The organism is Streptomyces luteireticuli (genome assembly GCF_041519305.1).
In the GTDB taxonomy this organism is placed as follows: Bacteria; Actinomycetota; Actinomycetes; order Streptomycetales; family Streptomycetaceae; genus Streptomyces; species Streptomyces luteireticuli.
On record NZ_CP167927.1, the window covers coordinates 3778314 to 3793669 of the forward strand.

Here is a 15356-nt window from a genome sequence, read left to right on the forward strand (position 1 = left end):
CTACTTCCGGTGGAAGGGGTGCAACAGGTCGGAGAGGTGCCAGTGGTGGTGCTTCTCCTCGGCCTGTTCCGGCCGGCTGTCGACCGGGATGCTGCCGCTGTTGAACGGCCCGGTGGGCGAGACCGGCGGGACGACCGTGCGCGAGGCGAGATGGAGGGCGTCGGCCACCTGTGCCACCTGACCCGAGCGCATGATGCGGACGACGTGCGCGCCGCAGTTCACGCACGTGGGGCGGGTCAGCGGCGACGGCACCCGGGTGTTGTCGGCGTAGTACGTCACGAAGGGCTTGCCCTCGGCGTCCACGTGGTGCTCTATCGCGTACGACTGCTCCCAGCAGTGCCCGCACCGCATGCAGGCGAAGGCGTACGACTCGTGCGCGGTCTCCCGCCCCGGCCGGGCGGGCGGCGCCGTGCGCGTCGCGGTCGTGGGCTCGACGCCACTCGAGGTTCCTGCGGTCTCGCTCATGGCAGCTCCTCTTGTCCGCCGGACATATTCCGTCCAGCCGGACGCTGTTCCGGGATCGGACGTCCCACAACCAGGGAACGCCCATTCCCGCGCCGGCGCAGCAGCCCGATCGCCGAATTGGGGCAAACTTAACCGCTCATTGCCCGAAGGGCCCGGGAACAAGGTCAGAACGAGGTCTGACCTTTGCTTTTCACGCCGGCCCTTTACTTTACGGCGAGACCTGTCACCCGGCATTTTTTGGCGTGTTCACTGCCGCCCCATCCGCTACTGCGCGGATTTGGCGGCGGTTTTCGCGGCGACGACCGCGTCGAACACCTCGCGCTTCGGAATTCCGGCCTCCGCGGCCACCGCGGCGATGGCCTCCTTGCGGCGCTCCCCGGCCTCCTCGCGCACCCGCACCCGGCGGACCAGCTCGTCCGCGTCGGTCTCCTTCGGCCCCGGGACGGCGCCCTGGACGACGATCGTGATCTCGCCGCGGACGTCCCCGGCCGCCCACTCGGCCAGCTCCGCCAGCGGGCCGCGGCGGACCTCCTCGTAGGTCTTGGTCAGCTCCCGGCAGACGGCCGCCCGCCGGTCGGCGCCGAACACCTCGGCCATGGCCTTCAGGGTGTCCTCCAGCCGGTGCGGGGACTCGAAGTAGACGAGGGTGCGGCGCTCGCCCGCCTCCTCGCGCAGCCGCCCCAGCCGCTCCCCCGCCTTGCGCGGCAGGAAGCCCTCGAAGCAGAACCGGTCGACCGGCAGCCCGGACACCGCGAGCGCGGTGAGCACCGCGGACGGACCGGGGACGGCGGTCACCTTCACCCCGCGCTCGACGGCCGCGGCGACCAGGCGGTAGCCGGGGTCGGAGACCGACGGCATCCCCGCGTCCGTGACCAGCAGCACCCGCGCCCCGCCGGCCAGCGCCTCGACGAGCTCGGGTGTCCGCGCCGACTCGTTGCCCTCGAAGTAGGAGACGACCCGGCCGGTGGTGTGCACCCCCAGCGCCTGGGTGAGGCGGCGCAGCCGCCGGGTGTCCTCCGCGGCGATCACCTCGGCGGCGGCCAGCTCCGCGGCCAGCCGCGGCGGCGCGTCGGCCACGTCGCCGATGGGGGTTCCTGCGAGTACGAGCGTTCCAGTCACCTCCCCATCCTCGCAGGCCCCCCGGCGCGCGCCCGACGGCCGGCCCGCCGCCGCGCGCTCCCCGCTCCCCCGCCCCGGCACAGGCCCGTTCCCTACGATGGCGCGGTGACCAGTGACACCGCGACGCACGACCGGCGTGAGAGCACGGCCGCCGGCCAGCCGCCCCCGTGGCAGCTCCGGCTGCGCCGCTTCGGCTACGTGGCCCCCCGGCGCGGGGGCGACGCGCGCGAGCGGCTCGTACCGCCCTTCCCCGAGCCGGGCACCCGGCTGTGGACGGTGCTGGGCATGCGGCCGGGGCCGGCACGGCTGCTGGCGCGGTCCCTGGGCTGGCTCGGTCCGCTGCTGGTGGCACTGGTCGCGGGGCTCACGCGCTTCCACAACCTGCGCAGCCCCAACGCCGTGATATTCGACGAGACGTACTACGCCAAGGACGCCTGGGCGCTGTGGAAGTACGGCTACGAGGCCAAGTGGCCCGACGACATCAACGGCCGGATCGTCCAGGGCTACGACCACGTCGCCGACGCCCCCACGTTCGTCGTGCACCCGCCGGTCGGCAAGTGGGTCATCGGCATCGGCGAGCAGCTCTTCGGGCTGACGCCGTTCGGCTGGCGCTTCATGGTCGCGCTGCTGGGCACGCTGTCGGTGCTGATGCTCTGCCGGATCGGGCGGCGGCTCTTCCGCTCCACCTTCCTCGGCTGTGTCGCCGGCGCCCTGATGGCCATGGACGGCATGCACTTCGTGATGAGCCGCACCTCGCTCCTCGACCTGGTGCTGATGTTCTTCGTGCTCGCGGCCTTCGGCTGCGTGCTGGTGGACCGCGACAAGTCCCGCGCCCGGCTGGCCGCCGCGCTGCCGGAGACCGACGAGGGCGTCGCCCGGCCGGACGCCGGGGTCGGCGGCACCCTGCGGCTGGGATGGCGGCCGTGGCGGATCGCGGCCGGGGTGTTCCTGGGGCTCGCCGCCGCCACGAAGTGGAACGGCGCGGTCTATCTGGCGGCGTTCGGGCTGCTGATCGTGGTCTGGGACGTCGGCTCGCGCCGCCTGGCGGGCGCCCGCCGGCCCTGGCGCGCGATGCTGCGGCGGGACGCGCCCTGGGCGTTCCTGGCCACCGTGCCGGTGGCGCTCGCGGTCTACCTGGCCTCCTGGACCGGCTGGTTCGCCAACAGCGGTACGTACAGCGAGACCCAGGGCTGGCAGCACAGCGGCTACTACCGGCACTGGGCCGAGACGGAGGGCGGCTACAGCTCCGACGGCTTCCTGGCCGGCGTCCTCAACCCGCTGCGCAGCCTGTGGCATTACGAGGAGGAGGTGTGGAAGTTCAACACCACCCTCCACTCCCCGCACACCTACCAGTCCAATCCGTGGAGCTGGCTGGTCCAGGGCCGTCCCGTCTCCTACTTCTACGAGTCCCCGGCCGCCGGGCACGACGGCTGCCCCACGGACACCGCCGGCAAGTGCGCGCGCGAAGTCCTCGCGCTGGGCACGCCGATGCTGTGGTGGGCCGCCTGCTTCGCCCTGGTCTACCTGCTCTACCGCTGGTTCTTCCGCCGCGACTGGCGCTCCGGCGCGATCCTGTGCGGCGTGGCGGCCGGACTGCTGCCGTGGTTCAAGTGGCAGGACCGGACGATCTTCGACTTCTACACCGTGGTGTTCGTGCCGTTCCTGTGCCTGGCGGTGGCGATGCTGATCGGGGCGGTCGTGGGCCCGCGGGAGGCGACGGAACGACGGCGGGTGGCCGGGATCGTGGGCGCGGGAACGCTGATCCTGCTGATCGCCTGGAACTTCATCTACTTCTTCCCCATCTACACCGGCCAGGCGATCCCGTTGGACGCGTGGCGGAACCGGATGTGGTTCGACACCTGGATCTGACGCGCCGGGATCCGGCACGTTGGGACACGTTGTCCGGGGGGCTGACGGTGTTGTCCATGTGACGTGGACGACGACCGTCCGTCACACCGCGTGCATTGTCAGTGCCCTCCCGTAGTGTGCTGCGCCGTAGGACAGTTCCGCGGCGCAGGGTGTGCCGCGGGTGGGGAGGGGCTGACGATGCGCACGGGAGCGAAGGTCACGGTGGGGGTGGTCACCGCGGCGCTGTTCGGCGGCGCCGGTTTCGGGGCGTGGCGCCTGGTGGACGCCGTGGGGAGCGGCGCGGACAACGCGCACCGGCAGGCGGCACCGGAGCGGACGGGCCCGCCGACGGCGGACGAAGTGGAGGGCGCCGCGCGCGACTTCCTGGCCGCGTGGGCGAAGGGCGACGCGGAGGGGGCCGCGGCGCTGACGGACAACGCCCAGGCGGCATCGGCCGCGTTGGGCGCGTACCGCAAGGACGCGGGCATAGAGAAGGTGACGTTCCGGCAGGGCGCCGCGGCGGGGGCGAAGGTCCCCTTCACCGTCACTGCCGAAGTCGCCTTCAAGGACCGGCACTCGACGTGGACGTACGAGTCGTCGCTCGGCGTCGTGCGCGGCCGGACGACCGGACGCGCCGTCGTGGACTGGCAGCCGGCCGTGCTGCACCCCGGGCTGGCGCGCGGCGAGACGCTGCGGACGGGGCCGGGCAAGGGGTCGGACATCAAGGCCGTGGACCGCTCCGGCCGGGAGCTCGACGCCAAGGAGTTCCCCTCGCTCGCGGCCGTCCTGCCCGAGCTGCGCAAGCGGTTCGGGCAGAAGGCGGGCGGCCGGGAGGCGGTCGAGGTCCGCGCCGAGCGGGCCGACGGCACGGGCCCCGGCCGCACGCTGCACACGGTCGACAAGGGCGAGGCCGCCACGCTGCGCACCACGCTGGACGCCCGCGCCCAGCGGGCCGCGGAGGACGCGGTGGCCCGGCGCGACGAGGCCTCGGTGGTGGCCGTGCGCCCGAGCACCGGGGAGATCCTGGCCGTCGCCGACACTGGCGCCCGGCGCGCCGGGTTCAACGCGGCGCTGCTGGGCCGCACGGCGCCCGGGTCGACGATGAAGGTGGTCACGGCCGCGCTGCTGCTGGAGAAGGGCGCGGCCCGGACGGACCAGCCGCTGGCCTGCCCGCAATACGCCACCTACGGCAAGCAGTTCCACAACGTGGAGAAGAGCGAGATCGCGGGCGCCACGTTCGCCCAGGACTTCGCCGCCTCCTGCAATACCGCCTTCGTCTCGCTGGCCGGCAAGGTCGCGGACGGGGACCTCGGCGCCGAGGCGCGGGAGGTCTTCGGCCTGGGCATGGACAACTGGCAGACGGGGGTGACCACGTTCGACGGACGGATACCGGACGACAGCGGCGCGGAGAAGGCGGCCGCGATGATAGGCCAGGGCCGGGTGCAGATGAATCCGCTCACCATGGCGTCGGTCGCCGCCACTGTGAAGGACGGCACCTTCCGCCAGCCGCACCTGGTGGACCCGGAGGCCGCCGGTCTGGAACTGGCCCGCGCCGCCCGCCCGTTGCCGCGGCCCGTCGCGGACGGGCTGCGCCGCATGATGCGCCTCACGGCCGTCGGCGGCACGGGCCGGACGGCGATGGCCGGGCTGGACGGGGACGTCGGCGCCAAGACCGGCTCGGCGGAAGTGGACGGCCAGGACCGGCCCAACGGCTGGTTCACCGCCTACCGGGGCGACATGGCGGCCGCGGCGGTCGTCCCCCGGGGCGGCCACGGCGGTGACTCGGCGGGCCCGGTGGTGGCGGCGGTGCTGCACACGGGGTGAGCCGTCACTCGCCCCGGAGCGCCTTCCGCAGGCCGACGTTGCCGATCAGGATCCCGCCGTCGACGGGGAGCGTCACGCCCGTGATCCACGCGGCGTCCCGCGAGGCGAGGAAGGCGACGGCCGCCGCGATGTCCTCGGGGCGGCCGACCCGGCCGAGCGGATAGTGCGGCGCCGCCCTGCCCAACGCCTCCTCGCGGCCGTCCCAGTTGGGGGTGTGGACCGTGCCCGGCGCGACGAGGTTGACCCGTACGCCGCGGGGCGCGGCCTGGCCGGCCAGGGTGCGGGTCAGGCTCGCGAGACCGGCCTTGGCGGCGCTGTAGGCGTGGTTGCCGAAGTCCTGCTCGCCGTTGACGGACCCGATGTTGACCACGGCCCCGCGGCCGCCGGCGGCGGCCAGGTGCGGCATCGCGGCCCGCGCGCAGCGGAACGCCCCGCCGAGGGTGATGTCGAGGTCCCGCTGCCAGAGTTCGTCCGGGTACTCCTCGAAGAGGGCCGGGTCGGGGCCGCAGGACAGGGCGTTGTTGACGAGGACGTCGAGCCGGCCGGACGTCGCGACGGCATGGGCGACGGCCCGCTCGACGGCCTGCCGGTCGGCGACGTCGCAGGGGAGGGCCTCGGCGGTGCCGCCTTCCGCGCGGATGCCGGCGGCGGCGTGCCCGGCGCGGTCGCCGTCCACGTCCGTGACGAGGACGTGGGCGCCTTCACGGGCGAAGCGGCGGGCGGTGGCGGCACCGATGCCGCGGCCCGCTCCGGTGACGAGGACGGACCAGCGGTCGAATCGGGGTTCCTGCACGGGCGGCTCCACCGGGGCTCCCTACCCCTCCAGCGACCGCGCAACCGCCCGTACCAGCGCCTGTGCCCGCGCGTCCGCCGTCACGTTCTTCTGCATGCCGTTCGTCACGTACCCGAACGAGATCCCGCTCTCCGGATCCGCGAAGGCCAGGCACCCGCCCCGCCCCGGGTGACCGAACGACCCCGGCCCCAGCAGCGGCGACGCCGGGCCGTGCAGCATGTAGCCCAGTCCGAAGCGGGTGTTCGCGAGGAGGACCCGGTCCGGGCCGGCGGACTCCTCCGTGCGGGCCAGGGTCAGCGTCGCGGGCGCGAACAGCCGGCGGCCGCCGCCCTCGACGTCCCCGATGAGCGCCGCGTAGAAGCGGGAGAGCGCCTCGGCGGTGGCGATGCCCGCCGAGGCGGGGAGTTCGGCCGCCCGGTAGGCGGGGTCGTTCTCGTCCGGGAGCGGATCGATCGCGGCGAAGGCGCGCCGTGTGAGGGAGGACGGGTCCGCGTACGCGTCGGCGACGGCCCGCTTGGGCCGGATCCGCAGGCCGGACGCGCCACCGGCCGGCTCCGGCGGCGCGACGTCGCCGATCCGCCCGGCGCGGTGCCGCTCGGCCTCGGGCAGCCCGATCCACAGGTCGAGGCCGAGCGGCCGGGATATCTCCTCGGCGGTCCACTCGCCGATCGTCCGGCCGGTGATGCGCAGCACCAGTTCGCCGAGGAGCCAGCTGTAGGTCTGGGCGTGGTAGCCGTGGTCGGTCCCCGGCTCCCAGGCCGGGGCCTGGGCGGCGACGGCGCGCGGGCCGCTCACGCCGTCGACGGCCTCGGCGGGCGTGAGCGGGGTGTCGAGGACGGGCACCCCGGCCCGGTGCGCGAGCAGGTGCCGGACCAGGACGCGTTCCTTGCCGGCGGCCTTGAACTCGGGCCAGTACGTGCCGACGGGCGCGTCGAGGTCGACCTGGCCGCGCTGGTGGAGCAGGAGGAGGACGGCGGCGGCGACGCCCTTGGTGGCGGAGCGGACGATCTGGGCGGTGCGGCCGGTCCAGGGGGCGGTGCCGTCCACGTCCGCGGTGCCGGCGTGGAGGTCGACGACCTTGCGGCCGTGGCGGTGGACGACGACGGCGGCACCGCGTTCGCCCCTGCGCGCGAAGTTGTCGGCGAAGGCGTCCCGGACCGGTTCGAAACCGGTCGCTGTCGTGCCATGGACGTCCGTCACTTTTGTCCGCTCCCACCGCGTTGTCGTTGCACGTGCCCCTCCATGGTGCACGGGCGCAATCGACGCGCGTGGACCGGGTCCGGGCGGGGTGGGGCGGAACCCCTCACAGAGCCGCCCGGCTCCCCGTGCTCACCCGCTCCTTCGCCGTGGCCCCCCGCTGCGCGTCCGCCGCCACCTGCTCCGCCGTCAGCACGTAGCCCGTCTCCGCGTTCGCCGTCGAGCGGGCGAAGACCACGCCGTACACCCGGCCCGAGGGGCTCAGCAGCGGGCCCCCGGAGTTCCCCGGCCGGACCAGCGAGCGCACCGAGTAGACGGACCGGGTCGCGACGCCGTCCCCGTAGATGTCCTGGCCCTTGGCGCGGACCTGGTTCGCGACGGTCGCGGCGCGCAGGTCGAGGCCACCGTTCTCGGGGAAGCCGGCGACGACCGCCGCGTCGCCGCGCTTGGCGCTCTTGTCGAAGGGGAGGACGGGCGCGTCCAGGCCGGGGACGTCGAGGACGGCGACGTCCGTGGCGGGGTCGAAGAGGACGACCCTGGCCGGGCGCGGCCAGCCCGTGCCGCCGACCCGCACGGTCGGGTCGTTGACGCCGGCGACGACGTGCGCGTTGGTCATCACATGACCGGGCGCGTAGACGAAGCCGCTGCCCTCCTGCCCGCGCCGCCCGCCGCCGACGTCCGCGACGCCCTCGACCTTGACGACGCTGGCCCGGGCCGCCCGTACGGCGTCGCCGGTGACGGCGTCGCCCGACGGCCGGGCCACGCTCGTGGCCGGCTCGTGCTCGAAGGGGTTGAAGACCTGGGGGAAGCCCGCCCCGGTGAGCGCGTCCGTGGTCCGGCTGAACCAGGTCGGCGCCTGCTCGGGCATCGCGTCCTGCACCGCGCCGAGCAGCCGCGAGTCGCGGATCTCGCGGGTGAGGAAGGCCGAGTTCGTCGAGACGACGACGGTGGCCGCGACCCAGGCGACGAGCAGGACGGTCAGCGAGTTGACGACCGCGCCGCCGATGCCGTCCACCCCGCGCACCGGCGCCCAGGTCAGCCGCCTGCGCAGGCTCCACGCGAGCCGTCCGGCCAGCGCGTGCCCGAGGGCGGCGGGGACGAGGACGACCAGGACGGCCACGATCGCGGCGGCCGAGCTCCCGGCCTCGAAGTGTCCGACGATCGAGGGCAGGGCCCAGACGCCGAGCACCGCCCCGCCGAGGAAGCCGGCGAGCAGCACGGCGCTCGCCACGAGGCCGCGCCGGTAGCCGGTGACGGCATAGGCGACGACGACCAGGAGCAGAAGCACATCGAGCAGGTTCACTTGGAGCCCTTTCCGTACGCCCGCGCCCCCGACCGCGGCCACGGGCGACATGCCCCGTGGACTAGGGAAAACGCGCGTTCCCGGGCTCGCGGTTCCCGGGCGTGGTCTTCACCACGTCCGGGAGGCGGGGCCGCGGGCCCGGGAACGGTACGGCGGGTCAGACCCCGGCGGGTTCGGGGTCCCGGTCCTTCTCCGCCGGCTGCGGCGCCAGCCGCTTCCGCAGCCCCTCGCCCTCGACGTCCACGTTGGGCAGGGCCCTGTCCAGCCGGCGCGGCAGCCACCAGGCCGCCTTGCCCAGCAGGGCGAGCACCGCCGGGACGATGGCCATGCGGACGATGAAGGCGTCGAAGAAGACCGCGACGGCCAGGCCGAAGCCGATCATCTTGATCATGGGTTCCGAGGAGCCGATGAAGCCGGCGAAGACGCTGATCATGATGACCGCGGCGGCGGTCACGACCCGGGCGCCGTGCCGGAAGCCGGTCACGACCGCCTCGCCGGGCCGCTCGCCGTGGACGAACGCCTCCCGCATCCGGGTCACGAGGAAGACCTCGTAGTCCATCGCGAGGCCGAAGACGACGCCCACCATGAAGATCGGCATCATGCTCATGATCGGGCCGGTCTCCTCGACGCCGAAGAGCGAGCCGAGCCAGCCCCACTGGAAGACGGCCACGACGGCGCCGAGCGCGGCGACCACCGAGAGCAGGAAGCCGAGCGCCGCCTTGAGCGGGACGAGCACGGACCGGAAGACGACGATCAGCAGCAGGAAGGCGAGGCCGACGACGAGCGCCAGGTAGGGCAGCAGCGCGTCGTTCAGCTTCTGCGAGACGTCGATGTTCATCGCCGTCGTGCCGGTGACGAGGACGGTCGCACCGGTCTCCGCCTTCAGGGAGCTGCCCTTGTCACGGATCGCGTGGACCAGGTCCTCGGTCTGCCCGCTGCTCGGCTTCGACTTGGGCACGACGTTGAACAGGGCCGTGTCACCGGTCTTGTTGGGCATCGGAGGTGTGACCGCGGCCACGTCGCCCATGCCGCCGACCGCCTTGGCGACGGTCTGCGCCGCCTTCTTCGGGTCCTTGGCGTCCTTCCCGTCCACGACGACCATCAGCGGGCCGTTGAAGCCGGGGCCGAAGCCCTCGGCGATCAGGTCGTACGCCTTGCGCTGCGTGGTCTTCACCGGCTGCGAGCTGTCGTCGGGCAGGCCGAGCTGGAGGGAGGCGGCGGGGGCGGCGAGCGCGCCGAGGCCGATCACACCGGCCAGCAGCACCACGACGGGGCGGCGCAGCACGAAGCGGGCCCAGCGGGTGCCCATGTTGGGCTTGTCCTCGCGCTCGACGCCCTTGCGGTCCTTGCGGGCCAGCACCTTGTTCCCCGCGAAGCCGAGCAGCGCCGGGATGAGGGTGAGGGCGATGAGCACCGCGATGACGACGGTGCCGGCGGCGGCCATGCCCATCTTGGTGAGCATCGGGATGTTGACGACGGCGAGGCCCGCCAGCGCGATCACGACGGTGAGGCCGGCGAAGACGACGGCCGATCCGGCGGTGCCGACCGCGCGGCCCGCGGCCTCCTCGCGCTCCCGGCCCTCGGCCAGTTCGGCGCGGTAGCGGGAGACGATGAACAGCGCGTAGTCGATGCCGACGGCGAGGCCGATCATCATCGCCAGCGTCGAGGTGTTGCCGGACAGGCCCAGCGTGGAGGCGAGCGCGGTGATCGAGGAGATGCCGACGCCCACGCCGATGATCGCGGTGAGCAGCGGCAGTCCGGCCGCGACCAGCGAGCCGAAGGTGATCACCAGGACGAGCGCGGAGATGACGATGCCGATGATCTCGGTGTTGCCGGCCTCGGGCATCTTCTGCAGGGCGCTGCCGCCCATCTCGACGCTCAGCCCGGTGTCCTGCCCGTGCTTCTGCGCCTCGTCGAGCCCGTCGCGCGAGGCGTCCGTCAGCTCGTTGGACTTCACCTTGTAGGTGACGGTGGTGTAGGCCGTGGTGCCGTCCTTGCTGACCGTCTTGGCCGCGAAGGGGCTGGGGGCCATGGCCACCTGGGGCCCGGCCAGCTCGCGGACCGTCTTCTCGACGGCCGCCTTGTTCTTCGGGTCGGTGATCTTCTGCCCGTCCGGCGCCCGGAAGACCATGCGCGCGGACGCGGCGTCGGCCTTCTGGCCGGGGTAGCGCTCCGCGAGCACGTCGAAGGCGTGCTGCGCCTCGGTGCCCGGGATGGAGAAGTCGTCGTTGGTGGACTTGGAGGCGGTGGCCGCGCCGGCACCGGCGAGGCCCAGCAGCAGCACCCATATCAGGGCGACGTACCAGCGGCGCCGGAAGGCGAGCCGGCCGATCTTGTAGAGGAAGGTGGCCACGAGGCGTTCTGCTCCCGTCGGTTGGGAAAACGAGCAACTGGCAGTGGGGAACCAGCCCGACGTCTGGAGCGGTGCGTCAGGTGGAACTGCTGGTATTGGGTGGGGGGTTACGGGGGGTGCGGAGGGTTCACATGCCGAGCGCGGGGAGCAGCACGGCGTTGATGAAGCGGGTGAGGTAGTCCGGGTCCGCGGGCCGGTCCTCGATCAGCGGCCGGGTGACGACGGCGCCGATCATCATGTGCGCGACGAACTCCAGGGCGGGGGTGGCGGGGTCGAGTTCCCCCCGGTCCACGGCCCGCTGGAGCAGCCTTCGCATCTCGGCCATCTCGGGTTCGATCAGCTCTTCGCGCAACGCCCGGTTGAGGTCGGGGTTGCAGGCGACGGCGTGCCCCAGCCCCCGCATGAGGGCCATGTCCTGCTCCAGCCGCGCGGGGTCCGCGACGGCGGAGAGCGCCAGCAGGTCGCCGCGCAGGGTCCCGGTGTCGATGTCCGCGACCTTGATCGGCTTGTGGTGCCGCAGCGCGCTCGCGACCAGCTGGGGCTTGCCCTTCCACTGGCGGTAGAGGGTGGCCTTGCTGGACCGGGTGCGGGCCGCGACGGCGTCCATCGTCAGGCTCTCGTAGCCGACCTCGCACAGCAGGTCGATGACGGCTTCGTAGAGCTCGGCCGCGCGCTCGGGGGTGAGCCGGGTGCGGCGGGGCGACGGTGAGTCCGCCGGTGAGGAGTCCGGCGAGGATTCCGCAGTCATGAGGTATGCCCATCGAACGAAACGGTTTCGTACAGTTCGAGCGTAAGCGGACACGAGAGCGAAACGGGACCGTTTCGATGTGGCATCGGTCACGGCCCGGGTTGCCGGGACATACCGCACTCGAAACCATGAAACGGTGAGCGATGCCTATCTCCGGTACCCGCATGTGCACGGCGATCAGCTCTGCTTCGTCGCCGAGGACGACCTGTGGCTCTCCCCCCTCCCCGGCCCCGGCGGCGCGGAGGGCCGCGCCTGGCGGCTGACCGTCGACCGGACGCGGGCCGGGCACCCCCGCTTCTCCCCGGACGGCCGGGAGATCGCCTTCACCAACTGGCGCAGCCTCGACCCCGAGGTGCACCTCGTCCCGGTGGACGGCGGCCCCGCCCGCCGGCTGACCTACTGGGGCAGCAGCGACGCACGGGTCTGCGGCTGGACGCCGCCGGACCACGAGGGCCGGAGCGACATCCTGGCCGTCTCCTCGCACGGCCAGCCCTTCTCCTACTTCTCCTGGGCCTACCGGCTGCCCACCGACGGCTCCCCCGGCGGCCGGCTGCCCTGGGGCCCGGTCTCCGACATCGCGATGCGCGGCACGGGCGACGCCCCGGGCGAGACGCTGATGCTGGCCGGCAAGCCACCGCACGAGCCCGCCTCGTGGAAGCGCTACCGGGGCGGGGCCACCGGCCGGCTGTGGCTCCAGGGCGGCACCCGGCTGGTCCCCGACCTGCGCGGACACCTGGACTCGGTGATGTTCGCCGGCGGCCGGATCGTCTTCCTCTCCGACCACGAGGGCGTCGGCAACCTCTACTCCTGCCTCCCCGACAGCTCGGACCTGCGCCGCCACACCGACCACGCGGACTTCTACGCCCGGCACGCCTCGACCGACGGCACCCGGGTCGTCTACCAGTGCGCGGGCGAGATCTGGCTGGTGGACGACTTCGCCCCGGGCGCCTCCCCGCGCCGCCTCGACGTCCGCCTCGGCGGACCGCGCGCCGGCCGGCGGCGCTACCAGGTGCAGGCCGCCGCGCACGTCGGCGGCCTGGCCGTGGACACCACGGGCCGGGCCAGCGCCGTCCAGGTGCGCGGCAGCCTCTACTGGCTGACCCACCGCGACGGCCCGGCCCGGGCCATCGCCGACACCCCGGGGGTGCGGGTGCGGCTGCCGGAGATGCTGGGCTCCACGGGCCGGGTCGCCTACATCACGGACGCGGAGGGCGAGGACGCGGTCGAGATCGCCCAGCTGCCGCGCGCGGCGGACGCCGGGGAGCCGAGACGGCTCGCGGCGGGCCGGCTCGGCCGGGTGCAGGAGACGCTCTCGTCACCGGACGGGAACCTGCTGGCGGTCGCCGCGCACGACGGGCGGCTGCTGCTCGTCGATGTCTCCCCGGAGGGCGACGGGGCATCGGGCACAGCAGCGCGAAGCGCTTCCACCCGGGGCGGTGGCGGGCGACGGGTGGGCGAACTGGTCCGCTCCGCCAACGGACCGGTGCGCGACCTGGCGTTCTCCCCCGATTCGGCGTGGCTGACCTGGTCCCACCCGGGCGTCGGCCGCTCCCTGCGGAAGATCAGGGTCGCCCGGCTCGCGGACCGGCACGTCGTGGACGTCACCGACGGCCGCTTCGAGGACGAGCAGCCGGTCTTCACCCGCGACGGCCGCTACCTCGCCTTCCTGTCCTGGCGCGGCTTCGACCCGGTCTACGACGTGCACACCGGCGACCTGTCGTTCCCGCTCGGCTGCCGCCCCTACCTCGTCCCGCTGTCCTCCGCGACCCCCTCGCCGTTCGCCCTGACCGCCGAGGGCCGCCCGGCCGGCGGCGGGCTCGACCTGGACGCGGCCGACGGGGAGGGCCCGGTGACCGTGGAGACCGAGGGCCTGGAGAGCCGGGTCACGCCCTTCCCCGTCGCCGCCTCCAAGTACTCCCACCTGTACCCGGTGCACGGCGGCGGCCTGGTGTGGCTGCGCTGGCCGATCTCCGGAGCGCTCGGCGAGACCTTCGCCAACCCCGCCGACACCTCGGGCAAGCCCACGCTGGAACACTTCGACCTGGTCAAGGGCCGGCGCACCGAACTCACCTCCTCCCTCGACACGTTCGCGGTCAGCGGTGACGCCACCCGGCTGGTCCTCAACGACGACGGCGCGCTACGGGCCGTGCCCGCCACCGAGCCGGCCGACCTCGACACGACCGTCCACATCGACATGCGCCGCATCCTGCACGAGGTGGACCCGGCCGCCGAGTGGCGCCAGGCGTACGCGGAGGCCGGCCGCATCGTGCGCGCCTACTTCTGGGAGCCGGGCATGGGCGGCGTCGACTGGGACGCGGTGCTGGAGCAGTACCGGCCGCTGGTCGAACGCGTCGCCTCCCCCGACGACTTCGCCGATCTGCTGCGCGAGATCCTCGGCGAGCTCGGCACCTCCCACGCCTATGTCGTCCCGGCCCGCCGCAACGAGGGCCCGCCGCACTACCAGCGCGCCATCGGCCTGCTCGGCGCCAACCTCACCCACCGCAAGGACGGCGGCTGGGCGGTCCGCCGCATCCTCCCCGGCGACTCGTCCGACTCCAAGGCCCGCTCCCCGCTGGCCGGTTCGGGCGTCCGCGAGGGCGCCGTGCTCACCCATGTCGACGGGCGGCCGGTGGACCCGGTCGCCGGCCCGTACCCGCTGCTGGCCGCCGCCGGCGGCACCACCGTCGAACTCACCTTCCGCTCGGAGGAGGACGGGGGACACGCCCGCCGGGTCGCCGTGGTGCCGCTCGTCGACGAACGGCCGCTGCGCTACCAGGACTGGGTGGCCAAGCGCCGCGCGGTCGTCCGCGAGCTCAGCGACGGCAGATGCGGCTATCTGCACATCCCCGACATGGGCGGCTCGGGCTGGGCCCAGTTCAACCGGGACCTGCGGATGGAGATGTCACGGCCCGCGCTCATCGTCGACGTGCGCGGCAACGCCGGCGGCAACATCAGCGAGCTCGTGGTGGAGAAGCTCACCCGGACCATCATCGGCTGGGACCTCACCCGGGACGCGGAGCCGGTGAGCTACGCCTCCAACGCGCCGCGCGGACCCGTCGTCGCCATCGCCGACGAGATGACCTCCTCCGACGGCGACATGATCACCGCCGCCTTCCGGCTCCAGGGCATCGGCCCCGTCGTCGGCCTGCGCACCTGGGGCGGCGTCATCGGGATGACCGGCCGGCACCGGCTCGGCGACGGCACCGCGATCACCGTCCCCATGAACGCCGCCTGGTTCGACGTCTACGGCTGGTCCGTCGAGAACCACGGCGTCGAGCCCGACATCGAGGTCGACCGCACCCCGCTCGACTGGGCGGAGGGCCGGCACAGGCAACTCGACGACGCGGTACGGCTCGCGCTCGACCTGCTGGAGCGGCACGGCTCCCGGACCCCGCCCGACTACTCCGGCGTACCGGACCGCAGCCGTCCCGAACTGCCGCCGCGCGCACAGCAGTAGAACAGCAGGAGAGGGGCGCGCCAGGAGATACGGCGCGCCCCTCACAGCAGATCGGCTACTCGTCGATGTCCTGGATGTCGTCCAGCGACTGCTGCCGGCCCTGCTGTTGCTGCTGGCGCTCCTGTTGCTGCTGACGCAGCTTGTCCTGCGTCTGCTGGCCCTTCTGCTGCGCCTGCTGCTTGGCCTGCTGGGCCTTCTCCTTGGCCTGCTGGGCCTTGCCCTGCATCTCGTCCTTGATGCCCATGCTGG

Annotated in this window: 11 protein-coding genes; 3 read left to right on the forward strand and 8 right to left on the reverse strand. The window is 73.5% G+C overall.

What is annotated here, in order from left to right; all coding sequences use genetic code 11:
• Window positions 1–465, reverse strand: a complete 465-nt coding sequence (locus tag AB8735_RS16590; protein WP_344023273.1) for a hypothetical protein — start codon at window positions 463–465, stop codon at window positions 1–3.
• A gap of 264 nt (window positions 466–729) precedes the next feature.
• Entirely contained in the window at window positions 730–1584 is an 855-nt protein-coding gene (gene rsmI / locus AB8735_RS16595) for a 16S rRNA (cytidine(1402)-2'-O)-methyltransferase (protein WP_372408154.1), read from the reverse strand.
• Window positions 1585–1689: 105 nt separating this feature from the next.
• On the opposite strand from rsmI, the gene AB8735_RS16600 reads away from it, so the two are divergent.
• Window positions 1690–3453, forward strand: a complete 1764-nt coding sequence (locus tag AB8735_RS16600; protein WP_344023269.1) for a phospholipid carrier-dependent glycosyltransferase — start codon at window positions 1690–1692, stop codon at window positions 3451–3453.
• A gap of 177 nt (window positions 3454–3630) precedes the next feature.
• Window positions 3631–5256, forward strand: a complete 1626-nt coding sequence (locus tag AB8735_RS16605; RefSeq protein WP_372408158.1) for a penicillin-binding transpeptidase domain-containing protein — start codon at window positions 3631–3633, stop codon at window positions 5254–5256.
• A 4-nt stretch (window positions 5257–5260) separates the two neighbouring features.
• Here AB8735_RS16605 and AB8735_RS16610 read toward each other — a convergent pair whose 3' ends face one another.
• From AB8735_RS16610 to AB8735_RS16630, 5 genes are all read right to left on the reverse strand, one after another.
• A complete protein-coding gene (locus AB8735_RS16610; RefSeq protein ID WP_344023263.1) occupies window positions 5261–6049 on the reverse strand; it encodes an SDR family NAD(P)-dependent oxidoreductase in 789 nt (262 codons plus the stop codon).
• Between the two features lie 21 nt (window positions 6050–6070).
• Complete coding sequence (locus AB8735_RS16615; RefSeq protein ID WP_372408161.1) at window positions 6071–7249, reverse strand: serine hydrolase domain-containing protein; 1179 nt, start codon at window positions 7247–7249, stop codon at window positions 6071–6073.
• Between the two features lie 103 nt (window positions 7250–7352).
• Window positions 7353–8549 (reverse strand): MarP family serine protease, encoded by a 1197-nt coding sequence (locus AB8735_RS16620; RefSeq protein ID WP_372408163.1) that lies wholly within the window; start codon window positions 8547–8549, stop codon window positions 7353–7355.
• A 157-nt stretch (window positions 8550–8706) separates the two neighbouring features.
• Window positions 8707–10902: an MMPL family transporter gene (locus AB8735_RS16625; protein ID WP_372408165.1), complete on the reverse strand. Its 2196-nt coding sequence runs from the start codon at window positions 10900–10902 to the stop codon at window positions 8707–8709.
• 127 nt (window positions 10903–11029) lie between these two features.
• Window positions 11030–11650, reverse strand: a complete 621-nt coding sequence (locus tag AB8735_RS16630; protein ID WP_344023255.1) for a TetR/AcrR family transcriptional regulator — start codon at window positions 11648–11650, stop codon at window positions 11030–11032.
• 136 nt (window positions 11651–11786) lie between these two features.
• On the opposite strand from AB8735_RS16630, the gene AB8735_RS16635 reads away from it, so the two are divergent.
• On the forward strand, window positions 11787–15107 hold the full coding sequence (locus AB8735_RS16635; protein WP_372408167.1) for a S41 family peptidase: 3321 nt from the start codon (window positions 11787–11789) through the stop codon (window positions 15105–15107).
• Between the two features lie 55 nt (window positions 15108–15162).
• Here AB8735_RS16635 and AB8735_RS16640 read toward each other — a convergent pair whose 3' ends face one another.
• Window positions 15163–15351 carry a hypothetical protein gene (locus tag AB8735_RS16640; protein WP_344023251.1) on the reverse strand — a complete coding sequence of 63 codons (189 nt, stop codon included), beginning with the start codon at window positions 15349–15351 and terminating at the stop codon, window positions 15163–15165.
• Window positions 15352–15356 lie beyond the last annotated feature (5 nt).

Bases quoted from the DNA above. Each gene is read 5' to 3' on its own strand.
- AB8735_RS16590 (WP_344023273.1), bottom strand. From the start codon at position 465: ATGAGCGAGACCGCAGGAACCTCGAGTGGCGTCGAGCCCACGACCGCG.
- AB8735_RS16605 (WP_372408158.1), top strand. From the start codon at position 3,631: ATGCGCACGGGAGCGAAGGTCACGGTGGGGGTGGTCACCGCGGCGCTG.
- AB8735_RS16630 (WP_344023255.1), bottom strand. From the start codon at position 11,650: ATGACTGCGGAATCCTCGCCGGACTCCTCACCGGCGGACTCACCGTCG.
- AB8735_RS16640 (WP_344023251.1), bottom strand. From the start codon at position 15,351: ATGGGCATCAAGGACGAGATGCAGGGCAAGGCCCAGCAGGCCAAGGAG.